This is a genomic window from Pseudomonas sp. KB_15, assembly GCF_052114525.1.
Classification (GTDB): domain Bacteria; phylum Pseudomonadota; class Gammaproteobacteria; order Pseudomonadales; family Pseudomonadaceae; genus Aquipseudomonas.
Genome location: NZ_JBFREX010000173.1, coordinates 1 through 495, shown reverse-complemented (window position 1 = coordinate 495; position 495 = coordinate 1). Strand labels below are relative to the sequence as shown.

General features: G+C 68.5%; 1 protein-coding gene. It reads left to right on the top strand.

Annotation, left to right across the window (positions count from 1 at the left end; translation table 11 throughout):
* Positions 1-137: 137 nt before the first annotated feature.
* The coding region (locus AB4Z35_RS30305; protein ID WP_442101202.1) for a VOC family protein at positions 138-495 on the top strand (358 nt) is incomplete at its 3' end.

Below are 495 nucleotides of genomic sequence, written 5' to 3'. Positions count from 1 at the left end.
TGTCAGGAGTGCCGGCGCACAATGCTGGCCCGGGCAAGGAAGGCGTCAGGAGCCGTCAGGAGCGGACAGAAGCGGAAAGCACGAACCGACACTAGCCGCCGCCACGCCCGAGAACGCTCATGAAGCAGGAGGCTGGCATGGAGTTGCTGATCAATATCGACGTCGATGACCTCGAACACGGCATCGGCTTCTACGAAGCAGGACTGGGATTGCGGCTGGGCCGCCGGCTGTTCGACAACAGCGTGGCGGAAATGCACGGCGCCTGCGCGCCGATCTACCTGCTGGCCAAGGAGGCCGGCACGGTGGCCACGGCGCGGGCCGATGCGCGGCGCGACTACGCGCGGCACTGGACCCCCGTGCACCTGGACTTCGTGGTGGAAAACCTCGAAGCGGCCATCGAGCGCGCGCTGGGCGCCGGCGCCGAGATCGAGGACTGGCCGCAGGACTTCGACTGGGGCCGGCAGGCCCGCCTGTCCGACCCGTTCGGCCATGGCC